This window comes from Acerihabitans sp. (genome assembly GCF_036398755.1).
Classification (GTDB): Bacteria; Pseudomonadota; Gammaproteobacteria; order Enterobacterales; family Enterobacteriaceae; genus Acerihabitans.
In genome coordinates, this window is record NZ_DASWOM010000028.1 from 1 (window position 1) to 22224 (window position 22224).

The window sequence follows — 22224 nt, forward strand, 5'->3', positions numbered from 1 at the left end:
AGCCCGGCGTTGGCGGGCCTCCCTTATACGGCAGTATATATAAATGGCGCTTACCATTAGCATAACCTGCTGGTAATGTCGCTTAATCCCCTAGGAATTCTCCCAAATTGGCGCTATCGCATACCAAAATATTTCATTTTGGCTGTTAGTCTTATTGCCGCTGCCGCCTCCTTTGTGCAGACTTCAGTCTATCCGTCAGGCGATTCACGCACGCCGTGCCGGATGAGCCGATACGCGTCGTTTTGCGCTAGAGTCCGGTGTCCGGACCGGGCCCGCGGTATTTGGCCCCACGGGGGTATGCCCCGTCCCCATTATGGTTACGTCGGCAGCCTGCCGCTGGGTACGGTGGCTGCCAGTGAATGCGTGGGTTATGACTTCAGGAGGATTTCCCATGAATAAATCAATGTTGGCCGGCGTCGGTATCGGCATAGCCGCGGCGTCAGGGATTGCGGCGGTTGCGGGACTGGACGTATTCTCCTCGGGTCCGCGCTATGCCCAGGTTGTCACGGCAACGCCAATCAATGAAACGATCAAGACGCCTCGCCAGGAATGCCGCAATGTTACGGTAACCCATCGCCGGCCGGTGCAGGATGAAAATAAAATCGCCGGCTCTTTGCTCGGCGCGGTGGCCGGCGGCGTTATAGGCCATCAGTTCGGCGGCGGACGCGGTAAAAGCGTGGCCACGGTGGCGGGAGCGCTGGCGGGCGGATATACCGGCAACCAGGTGCAGGGCAATCTGCAGGATCGCGATACCTATTCCAGTACCCAGCAGCGTTGCCAGACGGTGTATGACAAATCGCAAAAACTGTTGGGCTATGATGTTACCTACAAGATCGGCGATGAACAGGGCAAAATCCGTATGGATCACGACCCGGGCACCCAGATCCCCCTGGATGGCAAAGGCCGTTTGGATTTAGCTAAAAAAGTGTAGGGCCACACGGCGGCGCGTCAGCCTGGAAAAGAGCCGCATGCCGCCTTGGCCCCGGGCGATTCCGTGCCCGGGGCCAAGGCGGCGATTCAGGCGGGAACCTGGTGCTGATCCAATCCCGCCAGCAGTTGTTCCACATACTGCAGTCGCTCCACCCGTTCCGGCAGGGGCTTGATGAATTTAAGCCGCGTCGGGCCGTCCAGGCGGAAGGTCTGCGGTTCCCGTTGCAGCAGGCCGATAAGATAGACCGGATCCACGCGGTTCTTCTCGCTGAACTCGATAAACCCGCCTTTTTCATTGCCCTCAATGCGCTTGATGCCCAAATTGCGCGCCCGTTGCCGCAGGGCGGCGATATCCAGCAGATGACGCGCCGGGTCGGGCAACCGGCCGAAGCGGTCGATCAATTCTACCTTCAGCTCTTCAATTTCCCGGCTATCGGGCGCGCTGGCGATGCGTTTATAGAAAGATAAACGGGTGTTGACGTCGGGAATATATTCCTCCGGCAGCAGGGCGGGCATGCGCAGCTCCACGTCGGTCAGCTGGCTGGTTAAATCCTCCAGCGACGGTTCGCGCCCGGCTTTGAGCGCGTCGACCGCGCTTTCCAGCAGCTCCATATATAATGAAAAGCCGATGGTGTTTAACTGACCGCTCTGGTCTTCCCCCAGCAGCTCGCCGGCGCCGCGAATTTCCAAATCGTGGGTGGCCAGGGCAAAACCGGCGCCCAGATCTTCAAGCGACGCGATGGCCTCCAGGCGCTTCAACGCATCCTGGCTCAGGGCCTTGGGCGGCGGGGTTAACAGGTAGGCATAGGCCTGATGATGGGAGCGTCCCACGCGACCGCGCAATTGGTGCAATTGCGCCAGTCCGAAATGGTCGGCGCGTTCGATGATGATGGTATTGGCATTGGCGATATCGATGCCGGTTTCAATAATGGTGGTGCAGACCAGGACATTGAAGCGCTGGTGGTGGAAATCATTCATCACCCGTTCCAGATCCCGTTCGCGCATCTGGCCGTGGCCGATGGCGATGCGTGCTTCCGGCACCAGTTCCTGCAGGCGATGGGTGGCCTTTTCAATATTTTCCACATCGTTATACAGATAGTATACCTGGCCGCCGCGCAGCACTTCACGCAGGATGGCCTCGCGCACCACCTGGCTGTCGTACTCGCGCACAAAGGTTTTTACCGCCAGGCGGCGGGCGGGGGGCGTGGCGATGATCGACAGATCGCGCATGCCGCTCATGGCCATATTCAGCGTGCGCGGGATGGGCGTGGCGGTCAGGGTCAGAATGTCCACATCGGCGCGCATCGCTTTGATGCGCTCCTTATGGCGCACCCCGAAGCGATGCTCTTCGTCGACAATCAGCAGGCCCAGATCGCGCCATTTGATTTCGCTTTGCAGCAGCTTGTGGGTACCAATCAGGATATCGACCTTGCCTTCGGCGGTCTGCTCCAGCACCTGGGCCTGATCCCGGGCGCTGCGAAAGCGCGATATCATTTCGACCCGCACCGGCCAGTTGGCGAAGCGGTCGCGGAAATTATCGAAATGCTGCTGGGCGAGCAGGGTGGTCGGTACCAATACGGCCACCTGCTTATGATTTTCAATGGCCAGGAACGCGGCGCGCATCGCCACTTCGGTTTTGCCGAAACCCACATCGCCGCACACCAGGCGATCCATGGCCAGCGGCTGGCACATATCGCTTAACACCGCGTTAATCGCCTGCGCCTGGTCGGGCGTCGCCTCGAACGGGAAACCCTCGCAGAACAGCTGGTAGTTTTCGCGGTTTTGCCGGAACGCAAAGCCCACCTTCGCCGCCCGCTGGGCATAGATATCCAGCAGTTCGGCCGCCACGTCGCGCACCCGTTCCGCCGCTTTCTGCCGGGCGCGCGACCAGACGTCGCCACCGAGCTTGTGCAGGGGGGCGTTTTCCTGGGCGCCGCCGGAATAGCGGCTTATCAGGTGCAGCGAGGAAACCGGCACATACAGCTTATCGTGGCCGGCGTAGGTCAGGATCAGGTATTCGGCCTTGATGCCGCCGGCTTCCAGGGTGGTCATGCCGCCGTAACGGCCGACGCCATGCTCCAGATGCACCACCGGCTGGCCCGGATGCAGCTCCGCCAGGTTGCGGATCAGGGTATCGGCGTTGATGGTGCGGCGATTGTCCTGACGCCGCCTGCTGACCCGTTCACCCAGCAGATCCCCTTCGCAAATCAGGGCGCGGCCGCGGAAATGATCGATAAAACCGCGCTCGCTGGCGCCGATGATCAGATAGTTGCCGGGGCCTTGGGCGTCATCGAGCCGGGCGATTAATTTGGGGTTGATCTTGATGCGCGCCAGCAGTTCCTGCAGCGTTTCGCGCCGTCCCTCGCTTTCCACCGAAAAAATCACGCAGCCGTCGAACTGCTCGCAGAACCGACGTAATTTGTCCATCGGCGCTTTGTTTTGCGCGTCTACCGCCAGGTCCGGCAGCGGCTGGTATTCCATATTGATATTGGCGGCTTTGGCGTCCAGACGCTCGCCTGTCAACTGCACCCGCGGCCAGTGCTTCAACTCGCTGAACAGTCCCTCGACCCGAAGCCAGAGCGTTTCAGGCGCCACCAGCGGGCGCATCGGATCCACCCGGCGGTTTTCATAACGCGCCACGGCATCCGCCCAGAAACGCCCGGCCCCGGCCTCCAGGTCGCCGGTATTGACCAGCAGGGTGTTGGCGGGCAAATAGCTGAACAAGGCCGGCAGCGGTTCGCTGAAAAACAGCGGTTGCCAATATTCGATGCCCGGCGGCAAGGTGCCCTTGCTCACCTGCTGGTAGATATGCTCCGCATCGCGCCTGACCTCGAACTGCTCGCGCCATTGGCTGCGGAACAGTTCAATGGCGGTTTTATCGGTGGGAAACTCATGGGCCGGCAGCAGGTTTATCAGATCCACTTCATGCAGGGTGCGCTGGCTGTCGACATCAAAAATGCGCAGGCTGTCGATTTCATCATCGAAAAAATCGATCCGGTACGGTTCTTCGCTCCCCATGGGATAGAGATCGAGCAGGGCGCCGCGCGTGGCGAACTCGCCGTGCTCCATGACCTGATCGACGCTGCGGTAGCCGGCCTGCTCCAGCTGCGCGCGCAGCCTGTCCCTGGAGAGGCGTTGGCCCTTTTTCATCACCAGCGCGTGGCCGTGCAGGAATGAATGCGGGCATATCCGTTGCATCAGAGTGTTGATTGGCAGGATAATTACCCCGCGCTCCATGGCCGGGAGTTGATACAACGTCGACAAACGATCGGATATGATTTCCTGGTGCGGCGAAAAATTGTCGTAGGGCAGAGTTTCCCAGTCGGGCAGGGTAATCACCGGATGGCGGGTAAACTGCCGGATTTCGTCATGCAATCGCAGGGCGTTTTGCATATCCGGCGCCACCAGCATTACCGGGCCGGGGTAGCGATCGACAATGGCTGCGCATTCGACGGCGCAGGCGGCGCCGGTGAGTTGACCCAATAAACGTTGTTCACCGGGTTTAGTGGGTAAGGTATAACGATATTGTTCGGACATAAACTGTGGTCAGATCTCTTTTCTTGCGCCGGGCCAATGCGATATGGACTGTGGCGAAACGGGCATGCATTAAGCATGATGGCTTATGTTAGGCCGCCTAACAACAATAAAAGCCGGCGGTAGCGGCGGTTAGTGGTTCCATAATAAGGTACGACCCTTTATTATCCTTGATCACTTTGCTTTGGCAACCGGCATCCAAACGGAATTCAATGTATCAACCTGTCGCATTATATATTGGCCTGCGTTACATGCGCGGGCGGGCATCAGACCGCTTTGGGCGATTTGTCTCCTGGTTATCCACCATCGGCATTACACTTGGCGTCATGGCGCTGGTCACCGTGCTGTCGGTGATGAACGGCTTCGAGCGCGAGCTGGAAGGCAACATTCTTGGCGTCATGCCCCAGGCGTTAATCACCACCCCCGGCGGGTCGCTTGATCCTAAACGCATTCCGCCCTCGGCGCTAGAAGGACTTAAGGGCGTCAGCCGTATTGTGCCGCTGACCACCGGCGACGTGGTGCTGCAAAGCGCGCGCAGCGTCGCCGTCGGGGTCATGCTCGGCGTCAATCCACAGGATCCCGAACCGCTGGCCCGTTACCTGATCAACCTGCGTATGGATGCGCTCCAGCCCGGAAGCTATAAGGTTATCCTCGGCGAGCAGCTGGCGGGGCAATTGGGCGTTAAACGCGGCGATCGGCTGCGGTTAATGGTGCCCGGCGCCAGCCAGTTTACCCCGATGGGCCGCATCCCCAGCCAGCGCCTGTTCACGGTGGCCGGCACCTTTGCCGCCAATAGCGAGGTGGACCAATACCAGCTGTTGACCAACCAGCAGGACGCCTCGCGCCTGATGCGCTACCCGGCCGGTGATATCACCGGCTGGCGCCTGTGGCTGCAAAAGCCACTGGACGTCGATGCGGTCAGCCGCCAGCGGCTTCCCGAGGGCACCCAATGGAAAGACTGGCGCGAGCGCAAAGGCGAACTGTTCCAGGCGGTGCGCATGGAGAAGAACATGATGGGCCTGCTGTTGAGCCTGATCGTGGCGGTGGCGGCGTTTAATATTATCACCTCCCTGGGCCTGCTGGTGATGGAAAAACAGGGGGAAGTGGCGATTTTACAGACCCTTGGCCTGACCCGGCGCCAGGTGATGCTGGTGTTTATGGTGCAGGGCGCCGGCGCGGGCATTGTCGGCGCGTTGCTCGGCACCGGTCTGGGCGTGCTGCTGGCCAGCCAGCTGAATAATTTAATGCCGGTCATCGGCGCCTTCCTGGACGGCGCCGAGCTACCGGTTGATATCGATGTCCTGCAGGTCGCCACCATCGCCGCGCTGGCGATGGTGGTGGCGTTACTTTCCACGCTGTACCCTTCCTGGCGCGCGGCCGCCGTACATCCCGCTGAGGCTTTACGTTATGAATAATGCTCCTTTGTTGCAGTGTAACAATCTGAGTAAGCGTTACCAGGAAGGCAAGCTGTTTACCGACGTGCTGCGCGATGTGACCTTTTCGATGCTGCCGGGGGAAATGATGGCGATTGTCGGCAGCTCGGGGTCGGGTAAAAGCACCCTGCTGCATTTGCTCGGCGGCCTGGACGAACCAACCTCCGGCGAAGTGATTTTTGAAGGCCATCAGCTCACCGCGTTATCCTCACAGGAGCGCGCGGAGATCCGCAACCGCCGGCTGGGGTTTATCTATCAGTTCCATCATTTGCTGCCGGATTTTACCGCATTGGAAAATGTCGCCATGCCGCTGCTTATCGGCGGCACCGCGCCGCAACAAGCCAAGGCCACCGCGCGGGAAATGCTGGCGTCGGTCGGGCTGGAAAAACGCGGCCACCACCGTCCCTCTGAACTGTCCGGCGGCGAGCGGCAGCGGGTGGCGATAGCGCGCGCCCTGGTCAACCATCCGGCGCTGGTGCTTGCCGACGAGCCGACCGGCAACCTGGATCAGCGTACCGCCGACAGTATTTTTGAACTGCTGGGCGAATTGAATATGCGCCAGGGCACCGCGTTTCTGGTCGTCACCCACGATCTTCACCTGGCGCGGCGCCTGAACCGCCAGTTGGAAATGCGCGACGGCCAGCTGCGGCGCGACGGCGACCTGCTGGGGGCGCAGGGATGAGGGGATTTCCGCTTTCGTTGCAAATTGCGCTGCGTTTCAGCCGCGGCCGGCGCCGCGGCGGCATGGTATCGCTGATTTCCATTATTTCCACCGTCGGCATCGCGCTGGGCGTGGCGGTTTTGATTATCGGCCTGAGCGCCATGAACGGCTTCGAGCGTGAACTGAATAACCGGATTCTAGCGGTGGTGCCGCACGGCGAAATCGAACCGGTCAATCCCCCGTTTAACGACTGGCCGGCCATACTGGCCCGGATCGAAAAAGTGCCCGGCGTTGCGGCGGCGGCGCCCTACATTAATTTTACCGGCCTGGTGGAGCGTGGCGTCAAGCTTAAAGCCATCCAGATCAAAGGCGTCGACCCGCAGCAGGAGTCCCGCCTGAGCGCGCTGCCGCGTTATGTCCAGGGTAACGCCTGGCAGGCGTTCAGCGCGGGCAAGCAGCAGATCATTATTGGCCAGGGCGTCGCGCAATCGCTGGATGTTAAACCGGGCGACTGGCTGACCGTGATGATCCCCAACAGCGATCCGCAGATGAAACTGCTGGAGCCCAAGCGCATCCGTTTGCAGGTGAGCGGCATTCTGGCCCTGAGCGGCCAGCTGGATCACAGTTTCGCCATGGTGCCGCTGGCGGATGCCCAGCAGTATCTGGATAAAGGCCAGGACGTCAGCGGCATCGCCATCAAGGTGAATAATCCGTTTGTCGCCAATAAGCTGGTGCGGGACGCGGGCGAGGTGACGCAAACCTACGTATATATCCGCAGCTGGATGGGCACCTACGGCTATATGTACCGGGATATTCAGATGATCCGCGCCATCATGTACCTGGCCATGGTGCTGGTGATTGGCGTGGCGTGCTTTAATATTGTTTCCACGCTGGTGATGGCGGTTAAGGATAAAAGCACCGATATTGCAATATTGCGCACCCTGGGCGCCAAAGACCGCCTGACCCGTGCTATTTTTATCTGGTATGGCCTGCTCGCCGGCCTTACCGGCAGTTTGAGCGGCGTGGTGGCCGGCGTAGTGGTGGCGCTTAACCTGACCGACCTCATTAAAGGGATCGAACGATTGCTGGGTCATAATTTATTATCCGGTGATATTTATTATATCGATTTCCTGCCAACCGAACTGCACTGGCTGGACGTGGCGATCGTGCTGGGCACGGCGCTGCTGCTAAGCCTGCTGGCCAGCTGGTACCCGGCCCGACGGGCCAGCCGTATCGATCCGGCAAGAGTGCTCAGCGGTTTATAAGCGCCTTGCGGCCAATCCGTGCCATGCATTAAGGAATCAGCAGCATGCGTATACACCGCCGGTTAATCCGGTTTCGTAAAAGTAAACGGCTCAGGCAGCAGCGATTGCGCTCACGTATTTTTCACCGTGACACCATGGCGGTAACCAAGATGAAAAAACCTTTTGTAGTGGTGCTTACCGGCGCCGGGATTTCGGCTGAATCGGGCATTCGCACTTTCCGCGCCGCCGATGGCCTGTGGGAAGAACATCGCGTCGAGGATGTCGCCACCCCTGAAGGCTTCCAGCGCGACCCGCGGCTGGTGCAGGCGTTTTATAACGCGCGCCGCCGCCAGTTGCAGCAGCCGGAAATCAAACCCAACGCCGCCCACCTGGCGCTGGCGGAGCTGGAACAGATGCTGGGAGATAATTTTCTGCTGGTGACGCAGAATATCGATAACCTGCACGAACGGGCCGGCAGCCGGCGCGTTATCCATATGCATGGCGAGCTGCTCAAGGTGCGCTGCGTCAACAGCGGGCAGATTATCGAGTGGACCGGCGATATTACCGAAACCGACCTGTGTCATTGCTGCCAGTTTCCGGCGGCGCTGCGTCCGCACGTGGTCTGGTTTGGCGAGATGCCGCTGGGTATGGACGCGATTTATGACGCCATCGGCAAAGCGGATTATTTCCTGGCTATCGGCACCTCCGGCCATGTCTATCCGGCGGCGGGTTTTGTCCATGAGGCGCGGCTGAGCGGCGCCAGAACGGTGGAGCTCAACCTTGAGCCAAGCCAGGTGGAAAGCCAGTTCGAGGAGCGTATCTATGGCCCGGCGAGCGAATGTGTGCCGGCGTATGTAGAGCGGTTTATCGCGGGATTTGTCGAACAGCGGGGATAAAGCGGCGGCGCTGGTTAGGCTGGTTACGCTGGCGCGGTGGCTAGGTTTGGCGTTGGGTGGAAATTTTGCTTGCCGCGGGTGGTGGGGTGATCTGGGCGTTGGGTGGGAATTTCGCTTGCCGCGGGCGGTGGGGTTATCTGGGCGTTGGGTGGGAATTTCGCTTGCCGTGGGCGGTGGGGTGATCTGGGCGTTTTGCGAAATTTTCGCTTGCCAAGCGTTGCGCGTTTTTATGCCGCATCGTGCGGGCAATCGACCCAGGGCCGGCAGTCGCCCCGGCCCTGGGGACCCGTGCTACCGGCAGACCGCCCGCCGCTGCGCGGTTCCCTCCTCGGCTTTTCCCACCGTTCGCGCCGCTCAGGACGCGCTCCCGGCGCGACCTTCTCTCTCGCCGCATCCCTGCGGCTCGCGCCGGTGGGACAAGCCTCGTCGGCAGGCTTAATGCCGACACAAGGTCAAAATCCGACCCAAAAGACAAAATCCGACCCAAAAGACAAAATCCGGCCCAAAAGACAAAATCTGACTCAAAAGACAAAATCTGACCTAAAAGACAAAATCTGACCTAAAAGTCGAATTCTATCTCAAAGGCTAAAATCTGACCAAAGTATAAAATCAGCGTGAAGCGCAAAATCTGACCAAAGTATAAAATCAGCCTGAAGCTCTTAATTTTACCAGGATATAAATTCACCCTGAAGATTAAAATCTACCCGGGAGCCAAAATCCAGAGCGGGAGAGAGCGGCTTAAGCTCGACTGACCATCAAAAGCCCGTCAGGGATAGCTCCGCTTTTACATTGTGAATTGTTATGCGCGACTAAACGTTGGCGGCCAGAGGCGTTGTTGTCAGGGCCGGTAAAATCGGCATTGAATATCGTAGTATGCTGGCATGGCGATGTATCAGTCTGTCACCTTGGCTTCTTTTCAGGCAAACGTTATCCACGGTCAGTTAACTGCGATGAACATGAACGTCCTGCCGGCCACCGCGCCCATCTGTAAATTATTGGACATTCGCCACGTTATGTTTCCCCGCCCTGAGGTCTTGCAGCGGCATAAGCCGGTAGAGACAATCTTCACATTACCTTAACAAGGTGTGAATATTTTATATATTAAAATCAATAAGTAATAAATTATTTATTAGTTATCTAAGATAAAATGTTGGATATTAATTAATTTTATGTTACATAAATTTATGATTGGCTGCGTTTATTTGTACTTCTTGTTAACATAAATTCAGGAGATAAAAATGAAAAAGGCTGTTTTTGGCGTGTTGCTGGCGCTCGCGCTGTCGGCTTGCTCAGGTGGAATGACGGGCGGGGAAGATAAATTCAGTACGTCTTATGTTGAGTCTCATATTATCAGGGGCAAAACGACGCAAAGTGAAGTGCAAAGCTTGTATGGTGTGCCAGATTCCAATTCTAGATCGGCCGGCAACGCCACTACCTGGCGATACCAAAAAAATGGAAATTTATCGACAGTGTCTAGTTTGACCAACTATATCCCAGGAACCAGCGCAATCTCCAGTGCCTTGGGGATGGCGGGAACCGCAAGCTCAGCATCCTCCGCGGCGACTAAAGCCTCCGGCAAAATGACCGGCGACACTGAAGTGCATGGCAGCTATCTATATATTACTTTTACCAATAATGTCGTGGACTACTGGAGCCTTGATTAATTGCGGTTGTTAAAAGCCGTGACGGCGGGGCAAACACCCTGCCGCAATCATGATGTCGTTCACTAAAATATTCCGCATCCTGGCCTGCCGTTAATTCCAGCGAACAGGCACACCTTTTTGCCCACCCCGCCACCCGACATGAACGATTCAGCCAGTCCCTCCACCGCAGCGCGCTATCTTCTAAGCCGCAACAATATTTAAAAATAAAGATATCAACATCATGAACAACCTTGATTGGCCAAATCGCGGCATGGCAAAAATACCTGTCTTGCTCTTGCTCTTGCTCTTGACCTTGACCTTGATTTTTGGCCCGGCATCAAGCGCGCTGACGGCACGGTGGACGACCGGACGAGCCGCAAGGAGGCGGCGAGAGCACGGATCGCGCCGGGAGCGCGTACCGTGCGGTCCATAGGTCGGCGGCCGGGACGGAAGGCACCGCACAGCGGCGCGCGATCTGCCGGAAGCCCGGGATTCGAAAGGGCCGGGGCGACTGCCGGTCCTTTGTCGATTGCCCACACGGGGCAACATAAAATCTCCCGCCTGAAAGGCAAGCGAAACATCCCCCAGCCGACATACACCCCCCGCCGGCGGCAAACAAAACCGCCAAACCCTGCCTATGGGCGCTACACCCCCCGCCGGCGGCAAACAAAACCGCCTCATCTGCCAATGGGCAATACGCCTCCCCGCCACATCCTTTTCCGCCCAGGGAACAAAATAACGCTTCAGGTCAAACCCGGCCGGTTTAGGTACTTCCGGCAAAAGGAATACGCTATGCTTAGGCAATCACGCTTTTTTACAGGTCAAAACCATGAAAACTGACCTGACACAATATTTGAAAAATCATCGCTACCCATAATAGGTACCAGTGATGCGACAGGCGGAAAAAATGGATAAATTACTCGATCGTTTTCTACATTACGTTTCCTTTGATACCCAATCCAAACCGGGGGTTAAACAAGTACCCAGCACCGAAGGGCAATGGAAACTGGCTCATGCGCTGCAGGAAGAGCTTTCCGCCCTGGGATTCGAGCAGATTACATTAAGCGATCATGGCTGCCTGATGGCGACCTTGCCCTCCAATGTCGCCTGGCCGGTGCCGGTTATCGGCTTTATTTCCCATATGGATACCGCCCCGGATTTTACCGGCAAACATGTCAATCCGCAGATCGTCGAAAATTATCGCGGCGGGGATATTGCCCTTGGCAATGGCGATGAAATTCTCTCGCCGGTGATGTTTCCCGTTTTGCATCAGCTGCTGGGCCATACCCTGATAACCACCGACGGCAAAACGTTGCTCGGCGCCGACGATAAGGCGGGCATTGCGGAAATCATTACCGCCATGGTGCGCATCAAGGCGAAACAGATTCGCCATGGCGATATACGGATTGCCTTTACCCCCGATGAGGAAGTCGGCAAGGGGGCGCAGTTTTTTGATGTCGAGCGCTTTGGCGCGCAATGGGCTTATACCATGGACGGCGGCGGCATCGGCGAGCTGGAATCTGAAAATTTCAACGCCGCGTCGGTGCTGGTGAAAATTATCGGTAATAACGTGCATCCCGGCACCGCTAAAGGCGTCATGGTAAATGCCTTAACGCTGGCCACGCGTTTTCACCAGCGCATGCCCGCCGATGAAACCCCCGAGACCACCGAAGGCTACCAAGGCTTTTATCATCTGAACAGCATGAAAGGCAGCGTCGACCGGGCGGAGATGCACTATATCGTGCGTGATTTCGACCGCCAGCGCTTTGAAGCCCGCAAGCAGTTTATGATTACCACCGCTGAAGCGCTGGGAAAAGGCCTGCACCCGGATTGTTATATCGAACTGACCATTGATGACGCATATTATAATATGCATGAACAGGTAGCCCAGCATCCGCATATCATCGAGCTGGCGCAACAGGCGCTGCGCGATTGCGGACTGGAACCCATTATGAAACCCATCCGCGGCGGTACCGACGGCGCCCAGCTGTCGTTTCGCGGCCTGCCGTGCCCGAATTTATTTACCGGCGGGTATAACTACCATGGTAAACATGAGTTCGCCTCGCAGGACGGTATGGAAAAAGCGGTGCAGGTGATCATGCGCATCGCTGAATTGAGCGCGCTGCGCGCGAAAGGTATGCCGCATAAGCTGTAAATAACAAGCCCGGTTAATACCGGGCTTGATCGTTCACGCCTCAGTTCTTGAAGTACCAATAGCCGCTATTGATAAGCGCCGTCAGCAGCGCCAGGAACGACGGGTCGTCCAGCGCCGCGCCGAACTGCGCGCCACTGATGGCGTAAGAGCCGGCCAATACGGCTACCGCCTGTTTATGCTGGGTGGTTATCTGCTCACCGTTGACATAACACTCCTCGCCGACTTTTAAAACCCGCAGTCCGCCGAGACGATGCAATTGGTCGCCCTGTTGCAGCAGATCGTAAATTTCACCGGCTTGGTAAGGCGGCTCCGGCGGGGCGATATCCAGCTCATGGCGCGATTGGGAGATAAACTCGCCAAACCAGTGATTAAACCTGTCCGGCTGTTGCACCAGATCCAGCATCATGGCCCGCAGCGCATCTATCTCTTCCGGCAGCACGGTGGAGGGGTCGGCGCGCGGGGCCAGGTCGGGATCGCCATAGCGTTGGCTGCCCAATTCCTGCGCCAGGACGTAATCGGCAAAGCCGCTGACCAGCTCACGGCCGCTGGGGGCGCGAAACCCGACCGAATAGTTAAGCGCATTCTCGAGGGAATATCCTTCGTGCGGATAGCCGGGCGGAATATACAGCATATCGCCCGGCTCCATTTCCTCATCGATAATGGCGTCGAAAGGTTCAACCTGCAGCAGGTCCGGATGCGGGGAATGCTGCTTGAGCGATTTTTTTTCGCCGACCCGCCAATGACGGCGGCCCTGTCCCTGGATAATAAACACGTCATACTGGTCTAGATGCGGGCCGACGCCGCCGCCGGGCACCGCGAAGGAGATCATCAGGTCATCGATGCGCCAATCGGGAAGCTGGCGAAAAGGACGCATCAGCGCGGCGGAAGGTTCGTGCCAATGATCAACGGCCTGGACCAGCAGGGACCAGTTGGTTTCGCTGAGCTTGTCGAAGCTCTCGAATGGTCCGTGGCTGACCTGCCAGCGTCCCTCTTCATGGCTGACCAGGCGGCTGTCGACCTCGGTTTCCATGGCCAGGCCCGCCAGTTCATCCGGCGTCAACGGGTCGATAAAATTTTTGAAGGCGCGTTTGATGATTACCGGCCTTTTTTGCCAATAGCGCTGTAAAAAGTCATTCCAGTCAAGATCGAGTTGATAATCCATAGCCTTTTTCCATCGTAAGGGACCCTGACTGGATTATAACGGAAGCCGGTGGCCGCGGGGGTTAATTTATCCGACATACCGTAACGGAGCGCGATATGCTGGGGAAACTAAGCGCTGGGGGCGGCATAAATCACCGCCGCAGGGCCGCGCGGTTCAGTCGTCGTCCTGATAACCCTGCTGGCGCTTGAAAATCACTTCCACCAGGGCGCCGCCCAGCGTGCTTTCGCCGACGATGATATCCCCCTCGTACTGCTCCAGGATTTCCGCCGCGACCGACAGGCCCAGGCCTTGTCCTGGCCGCAGGGTATCGGCGCGCTGGCCGCGCTTGAAAATAAGGGTGCGCTTGGAGGCGGGAATGCCCGGACCGTCGTCCTCAATGAGCAGGTGCAGCTCTTTTTCGTTGGCGCGCGCGCTGATTTCCACAAACTCCAGGCAATATTTGCAGGCATTATCGAGAATATTGCCCATCACCTCTAAAAAGTCGATTTTCTCGCCGATAAAGGTCAATTCAGGGGAGATATCCAGCGAAATAGACACCCCCTTGCGCTGGTACACCTTATTGAGCGCCGAACACAGGCTGTCTAGCAGCGCGGGTACGGAATGCAGTTCGCGGCTGAGCACGTTATGGTCGGAATGGACGCTGGCGCGGTGCAGGTAATAGCCGATTTGCTGTGAAATACGGCTGATTTGCTCAAGCATGATAGGCTCCACCAGTTCGATATTGGTTTCCCTGCCGGTGCGCAGGGAGCGCAGCGTGGTCTGGAGCACCGCCAGCGGCGTTTTCAGGCTATGGGTAAGGTCCGACAGGGTGGAGCGATATTTCTGGTAACGCTGGCGCTCGTTGTTCAGCAGGATGTTCAGGTTGCGCACCAGGATGCCCAGTTCACGCGGCGGGTTTTCATCCAGCCGGTCACGCTCACCCCCTTCAAGCTCGCGCACCTGCTGCACCAGGTCCTTGATCGGCCGCAGGCTCCAGTGCGCCGCCAGCCACAGCAGCGGCACCACCAGCAGCAGGTTGGCCAGCAGCACATAACTGAACCACTCCCAGACCAGGTCGGTGCGCTGCAACTCGTGGGGAATGGTATCCACCACCACGATGGTCAACGGAGGCAATCGCCCGGTGGCAGGATAACGATTCACCGCCACCGAGTGGGTCAGCGCGTTGCTGTCGCTGCTGTCGAAATCTTTCAGCTTATCCTGGGCGGTGGGATTGTCGCCCAGTACCGCGCTGCTGGTGCGGGTATCGGTATCGAGCTCGAAATAGCCGGTTTTTGCCAGCCACTCGGGCTTGAGCCGGGTCTCCAGTGCCGGCACATAGCGCTGGCGCCACAAAATCTGGCCTTTATCGTCATAGATAAGGACCAGGGCGGCAAAATTAATGTCGATATTGGGCGGGACGGCGATAGTCAGCTTGTTGTCTTTCCATTGCGCCAGGCTGAAAAAAAGATTGCTCTCGCCGCGCAGCAGGCGAAACGACGTTTTGTCGAAGCTGACGCTGTAGCCGATGACCGCCACCATGCCGTAGCACAGGGACAGCGCCAGAACCACGCAGGCGGTAGCCAGCAGGAATCTGACGCGAAGCGAGAAGGGCTTCTTATGCTGATAAGGGAAGTGGGCCATAGAGCTTAATTAACATCAAAACGATAACCCTGGCCACGAACCGTCGTGATCACTTCATACGGATAATCGGCCTGCATTTTTTTTCGTAATCGCCCCATCAGGACATCAATGGTATGACTCTCGCGCAGCTCCGCGTCGGGATAAAGCTGCAGCATCAGGGAATCCTTGCTGACGACCTTGCCGGCGTTGCGAATAAGCGTCTCTATGATGGTGTATTCAAACGCCGTCAGTTTGATGTGCTCATTATTGATCATCAGTTCGCGCCGGGACAGGTCAATCTGGAACGGCGGCAGGGTAATTACCTGCGACGCCAGCCCGCTGTTGCGGCGCATCAGGGCCTGCATGCGCGCCACCACTTCCTCCAGATGGAAGGGCTTGGTCACATAGTCGTCCGCGCCGGCCTCCAGCACGGTGACTTTGTCCTGCCAGCCCTCGCGCGCGGTGAGCACCAGAATAGGGATTTTTACCTGATGGGTGCGCCAGCGGCGTATCAGGCTCAAGCCGTCCTCATCGGGCAGGCCGAGGTCGACAATCGCGATATCAGGTGGGTGTTCATGCAAAAAGTAATCCGCCTCTCTGGCATCGGCGGCGGCATCGACCTGATGACCCATTTCACGCATCTGTACCGTCAGGTGATGACGAAGAAGAGAATTGTCTTCTATAACCAGAACTCGCATCGCAACTCCTAAGTTAAAGCACCAGTAACGAGCCTGAATCACCCGTCTCTGCCAATCTGTAAAAACAATCCCCTGGGCTGATGGACGTCTTTTGGGAGAGTATCCCAGAGGATGGCTAAACTTATCTTCAACAGAGCTTTAACCGCCGCGTTCGATGCGGGCATCTTGCACGCCGGGCATTATTTCAGTTCGTTGACCATGGTTACGGCCCGACCGATATAATTAGCCGGAGTCAGGGTCTTAAGCCGGGTTTTTTCGTCTTCCGGCAGCGGCAGGCTATCGATAAAGTCCTTGATGCCGGCGGCGTCGACGCGTTTGCCGCGGGTTAATTCCTTAAGCTTTTCGTAGGGTTTTTCTATGCCGTAGCGGCGCATCACCGTTTGAATCGGCTCCGCGAGCACTTCCCAGTTCTGGTCCAGCTCCGCCAGTAAACGGTCGGCGTTGACTTCCAGCTTTCCGACGCCCTTTAGCGTTGACTGATACGCGATAAGGGCATAACCGATGCCGACGCCCAGATTGCGCAGCACGGTGGAGTCGGTCAGGTCGCGCTGCCAGCGGGAGACCGGCAGTTTGGCTGCCAGATGCCCCATGATGGCGTTAGCCATGCCCAGGTTGCCTTCCGAATTTTCAAAATCGATCGGGTTGACTTTATGCGGCATGGTGGAGGAGCCGATCTCACCGGCCACGGTGCGTTGTTTAAAATGGTTCAGGGCGATATAACCCCAGATATCGCGGTTGAAATCGATAAGGATGGTATTAAACCGCGCCACGCAGTCAAACAGTTCGGCGATGTAGTCGTGGGGTTCTATCTGGGTGGTGTAGGGGTTCCAGCCTATGCCGAGAGAGGTGACGAACTCCTCGCTGAACCGGTGCCAGTCCACCTGCGGGTAGGCGACGATATGCGCGTTGTAATTGCCCACCGCGCCATTGATTTTACCGAGGATCTCCACCTGCGAGAGCTGCCGGTACTGGCGGTCCATCCGGTAAGCCACGTTAGCCATTTCCTTGCCGACCGTGGACGGGGTGGCGGGTTGCCCGTGAGTGCGGGATAACAGGGGAATATCCCGGTACAGCCGCGCCAGCGCCTTGATGCCGTCGATGATTTTACGCCAGTAGGGCAGGATCACGTCCTGGCGGGCGGTTTGCAGCATCAGGGCATGGGACAGGTTGTTGATGTCTTCCGACGTGCAGGCGAAATGGATAAATTCGCTTACCGCGTGCAGGGCCGGCACCGCGGCCACCCGCTCCTTGAGAAAATACTCCACCGCCTTCACGTCATGATTGGTGGTGCGTTCGATGGTTTTGATGCGCGCGGCATCCTGCTCGCTGAAGTTGGCCGCTAATTCATCAAGGTAAGCGTTTGCTTGCGCGTCAAATGGCGGAACTTCCCTGATATCGGCGCACGCGGCCAGTTTTTGCAGCCAGCGCACTTCCACCCGCACGCGGTATTTCAGCAAGCCATATTCACTGAAAATGGCGCGCAAGGCGCTGACTTTGTCGCCGTAGCGGCCGTCAATGGGGGAAACGGCGGTCAGTGAGGATAATTCCATCGATTGCGACTCCTGGGATAAGTTTTCAACATTGTGCAAGAATTTGCCGGGCCTGTTTGAACAGGCGATTGCGGCCGAACATCAATTGCAGACGGCCGCCGCCCACCTGCTGCCACAGCACCGCGGAACGGATGCCGGCCAGCAGCGTGGCGCGTACCTTGGCCTGCACCTGCAGGTTCTGCAGCATGGCCGGGGTACCGGTCACCTGTATGCGCGGACCCAGCGGGCTGATGACGTCGACGTAAATCGACGCCATGGCGCTTATCAGGGTCTCCGACATTAATTCAAAATGAGACAGCTGGCGTTCAAGCTGGCCGATACGCTTCGCCAGTTCGTCCAGGGCGTTTTTATTGGCATGCAGTTTACGCTCCAGCACCATCAGACTCAGGGTATAGCGCGTGATATCCGCCGCCACGCCTTCACGCGAGGCGTTAAGCATACCGGTCATCGCTTCCAGGCCGGGTTTGAGATTCACCGGCCGATCGCCGTACACCTTAAGCGTCGTGGACGGATTGAGATCAAGCACGCTGCGCAACGAGACGTCGAGGGCGTCGTCGTCGCAGACGCCCTTATGGGCTAATTGCCGGACCAATAACGCGCTTTGGCAGATCCCGGCCAATGCCAGCGTAATATCATAATAATTCTTAGCCAAAGTTACTCCTGTACACTTCCCTGATGATGCGATGGCGGTTAAGCACGCAAGAACGGCGTGCCAACGCCTGCCGGACTTACCCTGCGATAAGGGATGCTCAGGCCATTGCCGTCGATTTTGCCACAAAACGCGGGTTAAACCCAGATCAGGTTTAACCCCGCACCGGCAGACGGGCTTCTATAACGCCGCCGCCCAGGCACAGCTCGTCACGATAAAAAACCGCCGACTGCCCGGGGGTCACCGCCGCCACCGGCGCGTCGAACAGCACCCTGATCTGCCCGTCCGCCAGCGGTTCGACCAGGCAGGGCACGTCCTGCTGGCGGTAGCGGGTTTTCACCACGCAGCGCAGGGGACCGGCCAGGGGCAGCCGGTCAACCCAGTTCAACTGCCCGGCAACCAGGCCCACCGACATCAGGCGCGGATGCTCATGGCCCTGGGCGACCACCAGGACGTTATCGTCCATCAGCTTGTCCACCACATACCACGGCTCATCGTTGCCTTCTTTGGTGCCGCCGATGCCCAGCCCTTTACGCTGGCCAAGGGTGTGGTACATCAGGCCCTGGTGATCGCCGACCCGCTGTCCGTCCACGGTAAGGATCGGCCCGGGCTGGGCCGGCAGGTAGCGGCCGAGAAATTCACGGAACCGGCGCTCGCCGATAAAACAGATGCCGGTGGAGTCCTTTTTGGCGGCGGTCACCAGCCCAAGCTCCGCGGCGATGCGCCGCACTTCGGGCTTGGCCAGTTCGCCCACCGGGAACAGGCACTGCGCCAACTGGCCATGGCCGAGGGTATATAAAAAATAACTCTGGTCTTTATTATCGTCGAGACCGCGCAGCAACTGGCTTTTGCCCGCCACGTCGCGGCGGCGCACATAGTGGCCGGTGGCGATAAAATCGGCGCCCAGGTCTTCGGCGGCAAATTCAAGAAAGGCCTTGAACTTGATCTCCTTATTGCACAGCACATCGGGGTTGGGCGTGCGCCCGGCCTTATATTCGGCCAGGAACAGTTCAAATACGTTGTCCCAGTATTCCGCGGCGAAATTCACCGTGTGCAAGGGGATGGACAATTTATCGCAGACCGCCTGCGCGTCGGCCAGATCGCTTGCCGCGGTGCAGTACTCCTCATTGTCGTCCTCCTCCCAGTTTTTCATAAACAGCCCCTCGACCTGATAACCCTGCTGCTGCAGCAGATAGGCGGAAACGGAGGAATCAACACCGCCGGACATACCGACAATGACTTTACGCTGGCTGTTTTCTGACATGGGATTCTCACAAACGGGCTAGAGCGCCTTTATAATACATCGCGCGCTGATGATACGAGGGGGCGGATTTTACCACGCCAGGCACCCCGCGCGCCACCGCGCCGGGGTGACGGAAAGAGCGTTAGAGCGCAAAGGGCCATTGAAACGCGGCCAGCATCTCCAGCGGATAACGAGTATTCGCTTGATAGCAAAGGATACTTTGCGCCACCAGCGGCGAGCGCAGCTGATCCGAGGCCAGGATCTCCTCCGCCGGCAGCCACAGGCAACGATCGATGTCGTCGTCCCGTGGAATAACGGTAACGCGTTCCGGCAAATCAATGGCGAATAAAAAGCGCAGGAACGGCGTTTTATCGGGCGCTATCCACTGATGGATACGCAGCAGCGCCTGGGGCTGGGCGTGAATGCCCGCTTCCTCGTAAAGCTCGCGCCGCGCGGCCTGGATGATGGTTTCGTCCGCCTCCAGATGGCCCGCCGGCTGGTTCCAGCGTGGATTGCCGTGAATGGTTTCCTCGACAATCAGGAAATGGTTTTCCGCCTGGACAACACAGGCAACGGTGACATGCGGCTTGAACATGCGCGCTCCTTAACGCTTGCGGATTGCGGGATGCCTTGATCCGGCATCCGTGAAATAGCGATGGTTACAACTGAACCTCGCGCCATTCGCCCGGCGCCAGATCCATCAGGGTTTGATCCGCCATTTGATAACGGATAAGACGCAGGGTAGGGTGGCCGATATGGGCGGTCATGCGCCGGACCTGACGGTTCCGGCCTTCATATAAGGTCACTTTAAGCCAGCAGGTCGGGATGGCTTTACGTTCCCGGATGGGCGGCGTGCGCGCCCATAGCCAGGCCGGTTCCTTCACGCGCTGCGCGCCGGCGGGCAGGGTGGGACCGTCGCTTAGGGTGACGCCGGTACGCAGCAGTTTCAGCGCGGCGTCTGCCGGTTCGCCTTCCACCTGCACATAATAAATCTTAGCCGTTTTTTCCGCCGGCTGTGTTAAACGCGTCTTTAATTTGGCGTCATTGGTCAGGATCATCAATCCCTCGCTATCGCGATCCAGTCGCCCCGCGGCGTAGATATCCGGCACCGGAATAAAGTGTTTCAGGGTCAGGCGGCCGGCGTCATCGGTAAACTGCGGCAGGACATCATAAGGCTTGTTGAAGAGAATAACGCGCCTCGGCCCCCGCATCGGGGCGGGAGGGCGGCGCGGACTGAATCGGGAAAGACTGTTATTTTTAATAGGAGGTTCGCCATAGATACGCGGTGGAGGTTATAGGCGACATTATACTGCAAAACGGCCCGGATGAGGTTAGCTTTGGCGCTGCTAACGAATATCAATTTTATGCAGGCCTTCTATGGCCAGCAGATGGCTATAAATTCCCGCGGGTTTATAGCGGGCGTGCATCATCACTTCCAGCGTCATTTTACAGTCTTTATTTTCATCATCGTTACGGACCACCGACGAACGTATTACGCGGACATGCAGTTTCCGTAACGCCTGCATCACCAAATCGATGCTGGCGGGCGCCAGCGACAACATTAACATATAACGCTGGCCGATCAGCCGGTTGCTTAATTGCCGCACGCCTTCGAGCACCACAAGCGTCATCAGGGTGCCGAAAATGCCGATGGCGTACATGCCGCTGCCGACAATCAGCCCGAGGGCGGCGGTGACCCACAGCCCGGCCGCGGTGGTCAGGCCGCGAACGATTTGTTTATTTAGCATAATGGTGCCCGCGCCGAGAAACCCGATGCCGCTGACCACCTGGGCTGAGATCCGGCTGGGGTCGAGGGCAATATTATGGCCGTTGGCCAACAGGTCGGCAAAACCGTATTTCGAGACAATCATAAACATTGCGCTGCCGATGCAAACCAGAATATGAGTGCGTAAACCGGCTTCCTTGGCCCGCAGCTGACGCTCCACCCCAATCAGCGCGCCCAGCCCGCCGGCCAGGGCAATGCGCAGCAATAATTCGGTATCCATGATGACTCCTTGACCAAGTGCGTTAAATGCCAGGCGTTTTTTGTCGCGCTACAGGCTAAGTATCGGATTTATCATAGGGTTCTTCAATCAATAAATATGTTGAAATTTGTTACCGGGATGGTTTATTTGATTATCGCAATAGTTAAACCAACTGTTAGCTGATGTGTCGTAATAAGGTAAGTTTTTGTCATTAACCGATGACATCGAATAAAATATTCTTGGCAATATTGGGCATGGCTTAAAATATGATAAATTTCAATAGAAAAAATAGGGCAAGCTTGGGAATATGCACTTTAATAAATTAATTAAATATATTAACGGCTTTAATATATGGCCGTCGTCAAATTATGTTACATTGCCCACATATCTGTGGATGTCATCCAGGCCTATTCTTATTGAACGTTATGCCGTTCTGGTGTAATGGAGTTATTAACATGACTCGTTGTTAGGATCGCGCCCGCAATATTATCAGGCGCGAAAAATTGATGATCTCGTTTCACTGAGGATCGTATCATGAAAATAATACCCTACATCTTTACAGCAATAATCGCCGGCCTATCATTTTCAAGCCAGGCGACGCAGGAAATCAGCCAGGAACAGGCGGCGGGCCACCAACGCATCGGCACGGTATCAGTGTCGGGTCTTGAGGGTTCAACGGACGATGCCACCCACGCGCTGCGGCAAAAGGCACGGCAAGAAAACGCGCCCTACTACCGTATTATCGGCGTTGACAACCCGGGGGATTCCAGCGCGTGGTCCGGGGACGCCGAGCTTTATCGTTAATAACAGCTAATGACGGGCTCCCGCCGGCGCGGGAGCCC

At 57.4% G+C, this 22224-nt stretch carries 18 protein-coding genes; 8 read left to right on the forward strand and 10 right to left on the reverse strand.

The window, feature by feature from the left end:
• Positions 1 to 391: 391 nt before the first annotated feature.
• Positions 392 to 931, forward strand: coding sequence for a glycine zipper 2TM domain-containing protein (locus VGC33_RS05405; RefSeq protein ID WP_331119730.1), 540 nt, complete (start codon positions 392 to 394; stop codon positions 929 to 931).
• 86 nt (positions 932 to 1017) lie between these two features.
• Here the strand turns inward: VGC33_RS05405 and mfd are convergent, their stop codons facing one another.
• On the reverse strand, positions 1018 to 4467 hold the full coding sequence (gene mfd, locus VGC33_RS05410; RefSeq protein WP_331119731.1) for a transcription-repair coupling factor: 3450 nt from the start codon (positions 4465 to 4467) through the stop codon (positions 1018 to 1020).
• A gap of 209 nt (positions 4468 to 4676) precedes the next feature.
• Between mfd and lolC the strand changes: the two genes are divergently transcribed.
• The 6 genes from lolC (at position 4677) to pepT (ending at position 12496) form a co-directional block, all read left to right on the forward strand.
• The gene (gene lolC, locus VGC33_RS05415) at positions 4677 to 5879 is read left to right on the forward strand and encodes a lipoprotein-releasing ABC transporter permease subunit LolC (RefSeq protein WP_331119732.1); all 1203 of its coding nucleotides are present in this window, start codon (positions 4677 to 4679) and stop codon (positions 5877 to 5879) included.
• Complete coding sequence (lolD, locus tag VGC33_RS05420) at positions 5872 to 6579, forward strand: lipoprotein-releasing ABC transporter ATP-binding protein LolD (protein WP_331119733.1); 708 nt, start codon at positions 5872 to 5874, stop codon at positions 6577 to 6579. The genes lolC and lolD overlap by 8 nt, the downstream gene beginning before the upstream one ends.
• Positions 6576 to 7823 carry a lipoprotein-releasing ABC transporter permease subunit LolE gene (gene lolE / locus VGC33_RS05425; protein ID WP_331119734.1) on the forward strand — a complete coding sequence of 416 codons (1248 nt, stop codon included), beginning with the start codon at positions 6576 to 6578 and terminating at the stop codon, positions 7821 to 7823. Before lolD ends, lolE begins: the two co-directional genes overlap by 4 nt.
• A 44-nt stretch (positions 7824 to 7867) precedes the next feature.
• Positions 7868 to 8698: a Sir2 family NAD+-dependent deacetylase gene (gene cobB, locus VGC33_RS05430; RefSeq protein WP_331119735.1), complete on the forward strand. Its 831-nt coding sequence runs from the start codon at positions 7868 to 7870 to the stop codon at positions 8696 to 8698.
• A 1238-nt stretch (positions 8699 to 9936) separates the two neighbouring features.
• A complete protein-coding gene (locus tag VGC33_RS05435) occupies positions 9937 to 10362 on the forward strand; it encodes a hypothetical protein (protein WP_331119736.1) in 426 nt (141 codons plus the stop codon).
• 886 nt (positions 10363 to 11248) lie between these two features.
• The gene (gene pepT / locus VGC33_RS05440; protein WP_331119737.1) at positions 11249 to 12496 is read left to right on the forward strand and encodes a peptidase T; all 1248 of its coding nucleotides are present in this window, start codon (positions 11249 to 11251) and stop codon (positions 12494 to 12496) included.
• A gap of 40 nt (positions 12497 to 12536) precedes the next feature.
• Here pepT and VGC33_RS05445 read toward each other — a convergent pair whose 3' ends face one another.
• The 9 genes from VGC33_RS05445 to VGC33_RS05485 all read right to left on the reverse strand — a co-directional run bounded on the left by VGC33_RS05445 (position 12537) and on the right by VGC33_RS05485 (position 21403).
• Positions 12537 to 13658, reverse strand: coding sequence for a ribosomal protein uL16 3-hydroxylase (locus tag VGC33_RS05445; protein ID WP_331119738.1), 1122 nt, complete (start codon positions 13656 to 13658; stop codon positions 12537 to 12539).
• 153 nt (positions 13659 to 13811) lie between these two features.
• Positions 13812 to 15278 (reverse strand): two-component system sensor histidine kinase PhoQ, encoded by a 1467-nt coding sequence (phoQ, locus tag VGC33_RS05450; RefSeq protein WP_331119739.1) that lies wholly within the window; start codon positions 15276 to 15278, stop codon positions 13812 to 13814.
• A gap of 5 nt (positions 15279 to 15283) precedes the next feature.
• Positions 15284 to 15955, reverse strand: a complete 672-nt coding sequence (gene phoP / locus VGC33_RS05455) for a two-component system response regulator PhoP (protein ID WP_162364562.1) — start codon at positions 15953 to 15955, stop codon at positions 15284 to 15286.
• A 179-nt stretch (positions 15956 to 16134) separates the two neighbouring features.
• Positions 16135 to 17505, reverse strand: a complete 1371-nt coding sequence (gene purB / locus VGC33_RS05460; protein ID WP_331119740.1) for an adenylosuccinate lyase — start codon at positions 17503 to 17505, stop codon at positions 16135 to 16137.
• 25 nt (positions 17506 to 17530) lie between these two features.
• The gene (gene hflD / locus VGC33_RS05465) at positions 17531 to 18157 is read right to left on the reverse strand and encodes a high frequency lysogenization protein HflD (protein WP_331119741.1); all 627 of its coding nucleotides are present in this window, start codon (positions 18155 to 18157) and stop codon (positions 17531 to 17533) included.
• A 151-nt stretch (positions 18158 to 18308) separates the two neighbouring features.
• Positions 18309 to 19418 carry a tRNA 2-thiouridine(34) synthase MnmA gene (mnmA, locus tag VGC33_RS05470; RefSeq protein WP_331119742.1) on the reverse strand — a complete coding sequence of 370 codons (1110 nt, stop codon included), beginning with the start codon at positions 19416 to 19418 and terminating at the stop codon, positions 18309 to 18311.
• A gap of 121 nt (positions 19419 to 19539) precedes the next feature.
• Positions 19540 to 19992: an NUDIX domain-containing protein gene (locus tag VGC33_RS05475; RefSeq protein ID WP_331119743.1), complete on the reverse strand. Its 453-nt coding sequence runs from the start codon at positions 19990 to 19992 to the stop codon at positions 19540 to 19542.
• Positions 19993 to 20056: 64 nt separating this feature from the next.
• The gene (gene rluE, locus VGC33_RS05480; RefSeq protein ID WP_414636890.1) at positions 20057 to 20677 is read right to left on the reverse strand and encodes a 23S rRNA pseudouridine(2457) synthase RluE; all 621 of its coding nucleotides are present in this window, start codon (positions 20675 to 20677) and stop codon (positions 20057 to 20059) included.
• 66 nt (positions 20678 to 20743) lie between these two features.
• Positions 20744 to 21403, reverse strand: a complete 660-nt coding sequence (locus VGC33_RS05485) for an MgtC/SapB family protein (protein WP_331119744.1) — start codon at positions 21401 to 21403, stop codon at positions 20744 to 20746.
• 513 nt (positions 21404 to 21916) lie between these two features.
• Between VGC33_RS05485 and VGC33_RS05490 the strand changes: the two genes are divergently transcribed.
• On the forward strand, positions 21917 to 22186 hold the full coding sequence (locus VGC33_RS05490; protein WP_331119745.1) for a YdgH/BhsA/McbA-like domain containing protein: 270 nt from the start codon (positions 21917 to 21919) through the stop codon (positions 22184 to 22186).
• Positions 22187 to 22224: the final 38 nt, after the last annotated feature.